Genomic DNA, 7,197 nt, shown 5'->3' with positions numbered 1-7,197 from the left:
GGACGTGTCAGATGGTCTGTGTAAGTGAGGGTCTCCCTACTTGAAGGAGATTGACTGTGACCATGACCAATCCGAAGAAGGATTCCGGGGTTGAGCCGGAGGCTCGGAAGCTGCGGCGGGAGCTGTTCGACGACGACATGCTCGACAAGTTGATGGCCGCGACGGACGAGCGTGGCGTTGCGCTGACCGGTGAGGGCGGTTTCCTGCCGGAGATGATCAAGGCCGTCCTCGAGCGCGGGATGGACGCCGAGTTGAGCGACCATCTCGGGTACGAGAGGGGCGACCGGGCCGGGCACGGGTCGGGCAACTCGCGCAACGGGACCACGCCCAAGACCGTCGGGTCGGAGATCGGCGACATCGCCCTGGACCAGCCGCGGGACCGCAACTCCACGTTCGCCCCGAAGCTGGTCCCCAAGGGCAGCCGGCGGCTGGGCGGGCTGGAGGACATGATCATCTCCCTGTATGCCGGCGGGATGACGATCCGTGACATCCAGCACCACCTCGAGGCGACGCTGGGCACCGAGCTGTCGCACGAGACGATCAGCAAGGTCACCGACGCCGTGGCCGAGGAGGTCACCGCGTGGCAGACCCGCCCGCTGGAGGGGTTCTACCCGGTGATCTACCTCGACGCGCTGGTGGTCAAGATCCGCGACGGCGCGCACGTGGCCAACCGTGCCGCGCACATCGGCGTCGGTGTCGACATGGACGGGGTCAAGCACGTCCTGGGCATCTGGGTCCAGGCCTCCGAGGGTGCGAGGTTCTGGGCGAGCGTGTGCGCCGAGCTCGCCAACCGCGGCCTCAAGGACGTCCTGATCGTCTGCTGCGACGGACTGACCGGTTTCCCCGAGGCGATCGAGGCGACCTGGTCCGGGGCGCTGGTCCAGACCTGCGTGGTCCACCTGATCCGGGCCTCGATGCGGTTCGTGTCCTACAGCGACCGCAAGGCCGTCGCGGCGATGCTGCGCCCGATCTACACCGCTGCCAACGAGGACGCCGCGCTGATGGCGCTGACCACGTTCGCCGACTCCAACCTGGGCAAGAAGTACCCGGCCGCGGTCCGCTCCTGGGAAGACGCCTGGGACCGGTTCACCCCGTTCCTCGCGTTCGGGCCCGCGCTGCGCAAGGTCATCTACACCACCAACAGCATCGAGTCGCTGAACTACCAGCTACGCAAGATCATCAAGAACCGCGGCCACTTCCCCAACGACGCCGCCGCGATCAAGCTGCTCTGGCTCGCGATCCGCAACATCGAGGACAAGAGGGCCCGGCAACGCGCCAAGGAAGCAGGCCTGCCCCCCACCAAACGCAAGGCCCCAGGCAAGCTCGTCGAAGGCCAACTCGTCACCGGCTGGAAAGCAGCCCTCGGCGAGCTCGCCCTCGTCTACCCCGACCGCATCAACGCCCACCTCTAAACCCAACCCGACCCACAACACTTACACAGACATCTTGACAAGCTCTGGGGCCGCGCGGTTGCCTCGTCCAGCGCTGGGCCGAACAAACGGTGGGGGGGTGACGTTGCAGAACTGGTGCTGGTGCCAGTTGTGCAGCCGGCAGCGCCGGTTCGGGTTGCGGTGGTGACGCTGGTGTCACGAGTGCAGGTTCCGCCTCTGCAGGTTCGGGTGGGACGCCCCCCGGCCCGGCATGGGTGAGGCGTCGAGGGGTCGATACCTGCAGACCCCCCGGGCCCGGGGATGTGCAGATGATGACCTGTCGATGCCCCCGGGGGGGGTGAATCGTGGACGAGCCGCAGCTGGTCCATTCCTGGGGGCTGGTGTGCGGGCTGGCCGGCCGGCCGCTGCGGCTGCCACGGGTGTGGGTTTCGGGGGATGTGAAACACCCCCTCGGGCAGACCCATTACTGGGTCACCCGAGGGGGTGTTGATAAGTCCGGCGGCGTCCTAGTCTCCCACAGGATCCCTCCTGCAGTACCATCGGCGCTGAAAGGCTTAACTTCCGGGTTCGGAATGGAGCCGGGTGTTTCCCTTTCGCCATGGCCACCGAAACACTATTGAGATATCAGCGGAACCATCACCCGCACCCAACCCCGCCAGGGGGTGGTGCAGGGAATGTCTGGTTCCCGACCGTATCCCGGGAACCTCACAGTGGACGCGTAGCATCTTTGTAGTAGACAAGCCCTCGGCCTATTAGTATCGGTCAGCTCCATGCCTCACAGCACTTCCACATCCGACCTATCACCCGGTGGTCTGCCGGGGGCCTTACCAGATTAATCTGTGGGAACCCTCATCTTGAAGCGTGCTTCCCGCTTAGATGCTTTCAGCGGTTATCACTTCCCAACGTAGCCAACCAGCCGTGCTCTTGGCAGAACAACTGGCACACCAGAGGTTAGTCCGTCCCGGTCCTCTCGTACTAAGGACAGCTCTTCTCAAGATTCCTACGCGCGCAGCGGATAGGGACCGAACTGTCTCACGACGTTCTGAACCCAGCTCGCGTGCCGCTTTAATGGGCGAACAGCCCAACCCTTGGGACCGACTACAGCCCCAGGATGCGACGAGCCGACATCGAGGTGCCAAACCATGCCGTCGCTGTGAGCGCTCGGGCAAGATCAGCCTGTTATCCCCGGGGTACCTTTTATCCGTTGAGCGACGGCGCTTCCACATGCCACCGTCGGATCACTAGTCCCGACTTTCGTCCCTGCTCGAGGTGTCCCTCTCACAGTCAAGCTCCCTTGTGCACTTACACTCAACACCTGATTGCCAACCAGGCTGAGGGAACCTTTGGGCGCCTCCGTTACCTTTTGGGAGGCGACCGCCCCAGTCAAACTACCCATCAGGCACTGTCCCTGATCCAGATAATGGACCTAGGTTAGATAACCAGAACGACCAGAGTGGTATTTCAACGATGACTCCACGAACACTGGCGTGCCCGCTTCAAAGTCTCCCACCTATCCTACACAAGTCGTACCGATCACCAATACCAAACTATAGTAAAGGTCCCGGGGTCTTTCCGTCCTGCTGCGCGTAACGAGCATCTTTACTCGTAATGCAATTTCGCCGAGTTCGTGGTGGAGACAGCGCCCAAGTCGTTACTCCATTCGTGCAGGTCGGAACTTACCCGACAAGGAATTTCGCTACCTTAGGATGGTTATAGTTACCACCGCCGTTTACTGGGGCTTAAGTTCAGTGCTTCGCTTGCGCTGACACTTCCCCTTAACCTTCCAGCACCGGGCAGGAGTCAGTCCGTATACATCGTCTTTCGACTTGGCACGGACCTGTGTTTTTGGTAAACAGTCGCTTGGGCCTGGTCTCTGCGACTTTCAGTGCTCAGCCAGCAAGTGGCATCACACGTCCAGTCCCCCTTATCCCGAAGTTACGGGGGCATTTTGCCGAGTTCCTTCACCACGATTGTCTCGATCGCCTTGGTATTCTCTACCTATCCACCTGTGTCGGTTTGGGGTACGGGCGGCTAAGCAATACTCACGAAGCTTTTCTAGGCAGCATAGGATCACCCACTCACAGACCGAAATCTGCTCCCCACGAGTGTCTCAGGCTATATGAGTGGCGGATTTGCCTACCACTCGCCCTACACACCTGGCCCGGGACAACCATCGCCCGGGTTGGGCTACCTTCCTGCGTCCCTCCGCAGCTTACCTACTAGAGACTTGGGTCGCAGAGTCACCGATCTCAGTCCGAAGACCTCCACCAGCTTCCGTGCTCAGCATCATCCCATTCAGTATTGGCTCACTTTCGCCGGTACGGGAATATCAACCCGTTGTCCATCGACTACGCCTGTCGGCCTCGCCTTAGGTCCCGACTTACCCAGGGCAGATTAGCTTGACCCTGGAACCCTTGGATATTCGGCGGACGGGTTTCTCACCCGTCATTCGCTACTCATGCCTGCATTCTCACTCGTGTGCTCTCCACGGCTGGGTCACCCCGCCGCTTCACCGCGCACACGACGCTCCCCTACCCATCCACACAAAATGTGAATGCCATAGCTTCGGCGGATAACTTGAGCCCCGCTAAATTGTCGGCGCAGAATCACTTGACCAGTGAGCTATTACGCACTCTTTCAAGGGTGGCTGCTTCCAAGCCAACCTCCTGGTTGTCTCCGCAACTCCACATCCTTTTCCACTTAGTTATCGCTTAGGGGCCTTAGCTGATGATCTGGGCTGTTTCCCTCTCGACTACGAACCTTATCGCCCGCAGTCTCACTGCTGCGCTCTCACTTACCGGCATTCGGAGTTTGATTGATTTCGGTAAGCTTGTGGGCCCCCTAGACCATTCAGTGCTCTACCTCCGGCAAGAAACACGCAACGCTGCACCTATATGCATTTCGGGGAGAACCAGCTATCACGTAGTTTGATTGGCCTTTCACCCCTATCCACAGCTCATCCCCTCGGTTTTCAACCCAAGTGGGTTCGGTCCTCCACGACGTCTTACCGTCGCTTCAACCTGGCCATGGATAGATCACTACGCTTCGGGTCTAGAGCATGCGACTCAACGCCCTGTTCGGACTCGCTTTCGCTACGGCTCCCCCACACGGGTTAACCTCGCCACATACCACTAACTCGCAGGCTCATTCTTCAAAAGGCACGCCGTCACCCCGAAAGGCTCCGACGGATTGTATGCGACCGGTTTCAGGTACTATTTCACTCCCCTCCCGGGGTACTTTTCACCTTTCCCTCACGGTACTTGTCCGCTATCGGTCACCAAGGAGTATTTAGGCTTAGCGGGTGGTCCCGCCAGATTCACACGGAATTTCAGGGGTTCCGTACTACTTGGGAACACACTCAGGAGTGAACGTCTTACGCCTACGGGAGTCTCACCCTCTGCGCTATGCCTTCCCAGACACTTCGACTTCAACGCTCATTTTTGACTCCTCGCCAGGATGACAGCCCTGGCCGAATGGTCCCACAACCCCGCATGTGAAACACCTGTCAGCTATCACACACATGCGGTTTGGCCTCTTCCGCTTTCGCTCGCCACTACTCACGGAATCACTATTGTTTTCTATTCCTACGGGTACTGAGATGTTTCACTTCCCCGCGTTCCCTCCAACTGCCCTATACATTCAGGCAGAGGTTGCCGGACATGACTCCGGTATTCAAGGTTTCCCTATTCGGAAATCCTCGGATCAAAGCTCGTTTACCAGCTCCCCGAGGCTTATCGCAGGTTACAACGTCCTTCATCGGCTCTTGGTGCCTAGGCATCCACCGATCGCACTTAGTAGCTTGTCAAAAATCTACAAAGATGCTCGCGTCCACTGTGAAGTTCTCAACATACGGGCGAACACACAACCCCAACACCCCAACAAGGGCACCAGGACCATGGCCGCAAAGAAGACCCACCCACACAAACCGTGCAAGCGACCCCTCAGGACCCAACAGCGTGCCCAAGACCCCCACCAGAACCCACCGACTTCCACACCAACCCAAAAGGCCAGCAGTACTGAACGATGAACCCCACCAAGGATCCGCAGGTCAATGCTCCACAAGTTGCCTGCGCCAGCCAGGAACAGGTGCCCTGGAACCAGCAGCTGGACCGTCACCCCACAAGGGCGCCGGCCACACAGACTCCTTAGAAAGGAGGTGATCCAGCCGCACCTTCCGGTACGGCTACCTTGTTACGACTTAGTCCTAATTACCAGTCCCACCTTCGACAGCTCCCCCCAAACGGTTGGGCCACTGGCTTCGGGTGTTACCGACTTTCATGACTTGACGGGCGGTGTGTACAAGCCCCGGGAACGTATTCACCGCAGCGTTGCTGATCTGCGATTACTAGCGACTCCGACTTCATGGGGTCGAGTTGCAGACCCCAATCCGAACTGAGACTGGCTTTTTGGGATTCGCTCACCCTTGCAGGTTCGCAGCCCTTTGTACCAGCCATTGTAGCATGCGTGAAGCCCTGGACATAAGGGGCATGATGACTTGACCTCATCCCCACCTTCCTCCGAGTTGGCCCCGGCGGTCTCCCATGAGTCCCCGGCATTACCCGCTGGCAACATAGGACGAGGGTTGCGCTCGTTGCGGGACTTAACCCAACATCTCACGACACGAGCTGACGACAGCCATGCACCACCTGTGTACCGACCAAAAAGGGGCGCCTGTCTCCAGACGTTACCGGTACATGTCAAACCCAGGTAAGGTTCTTCGCGTTGCATCGAATTAATCCGCATGCTCCGCCGCTTGTGCGGGGCCCCGTCAATTCCTTTGAGTTTTAGCCTTGCGGCCGTACTCCCCAGGCGGGGTACTTAATGCGTTAGCTACGGCACGGAGAACGTGGAAGTCCCCCACACCTAGTACCCACCGTTTACGGCGTGGACTACCAGGGTATCTAAGCCTGTTTGCTCCCCACGCTTTCGCTTCTCAGCGTCAGGAAAAGTCCAGAGAACCGCCTTCGCCACCGGTGTTCCTCCTGATATCTGCGCATTCCACCGCTCCACCAGGAATTCCGTTCTCCCCTACTTCCCTCTAGTCGACCCGTATCAGAAGCAGGCTCAGGGTTAAGCCCTGAGTTTTCACTTCTGACGCAATCAACCGCCTACAAGCTCTTTACGCCCAATAATTCCGGACAACGCTCGCACCCTACGTATCACCGCGGCTGCTGGCACGTAGTTGGCCGGTGCTTCTTCTCCTACTACCGTCACTTTCGCTTCGTCATAGGTGAAAGCGGTTTACAACCCGAAGGCCGTCATCCCGCACGCGGCGTTGCTGCATCAGGCTTGCGCCCATTGTGCAATATTCCCCACTGCTGCCTCCCGTAGGAGTCTGGGCCGTATCTCAGTCCCAGTGTGGCCGGTCGCCCTCTCAGGCCGGCTACCCGTCGAAGCCTTGGTGAGCCACTACCTCACCAACAAGCTGATAGGCCGCGAGTTGATCCAAGACCGCCAGAGCTTTCCACCCAACCCCATGCAGGGCCAGGTCATATCCGGTATTAGCAGCTGTTTCCAACTGTTATCCCAGAGTCAAGGGTACATTACTCACGTGTTACTCACCCGTTCGCCACTCGTGTACCCCGAAGGGCCTTACCGTTCGACTTGCATGTGTTAAGCACGCCGCCAGCGTTCGTCCTGAGCCAGGATCAAACTCTCCGTTGAAAAATATCGCCACACCCCGTCCAAAAACAGGATGAACAGCGTCAACAAGTTCGATGCCCAGCAAAAGACCAGCACTAGCTGATCAAAATGTTGTCCATCAAAGGAATTTCACCCAACCCCAAAAGGGCCGGGCACGGGCCAC

Annotated in this window: 1 protein-coding gene and 3 rRNA genes; 1 reads left to right on the top strand and 3 read right to left on the bottom strand. The window is 59.0% G+C overall.

The genetic code is table 11. The features are described 5' to 3' along the window. The first annotated feature begins 137 nt into the window (after positions 1-137). On the top strand, positions 138-1,412 hold the full coding sequence (locus tag ACQCX5_RS11690) for an IS256 family transposase (protein ID WP_434541906.1): 1,275 nt from the start codon (positions 138-140) through the stop codon (positions 1,410-1,412). A 472-nt stretch (positions 1,413-1,884) separates the two neighbouring features. Here ACQCX5_RS11690 and rrf read toward each other — a convergent pair. The 3 genes from rrf to ACQCX5_RS11675 form a co-directional block, all read right to left on the bottom strand. Next, positions 1,885-2,001: ribosomal RNA gene (gene rrf / locus ACQCX5_RS11685) — 5S ribosomal RNA — on the bottom strand. 122 nt (positions 2,002-2,123) lie between these two features. After that, a 23S ribosomal RNA gene (locus tag ACQCX5_RS11680) occupies positions 2,124-5,196 on the bottom strand. 344 nt (positions 5,197-5,540) lie between these two features. Further along, a 16S ribosomal RNA gene (locus tag ACQCX5_RS11675) occupies positions 5,541-7,055 on the bottom strand. Together the 16S, 23S and 5S rRNA genes form the textbook arrangement of a ribosomal RNA operon. Positions 7,056-7,197 lie beyond the last annotated feature (142 nt).

Source organism: Aestuariimicrobium sp. G57 (genome assembly GCF_050110855.1).
Taxonomy (GTDB): Bacteria; Actinomycetota; Actinomycetes; order Propionibacteriales; family Propionibacteriaceae; genus Aestuariimicrobium.
The sequence above is the reverse complement of the archived record's forward strand: the minus strand, read 5'-3'. Positions and strand labels throughout refer to the sequence as shown.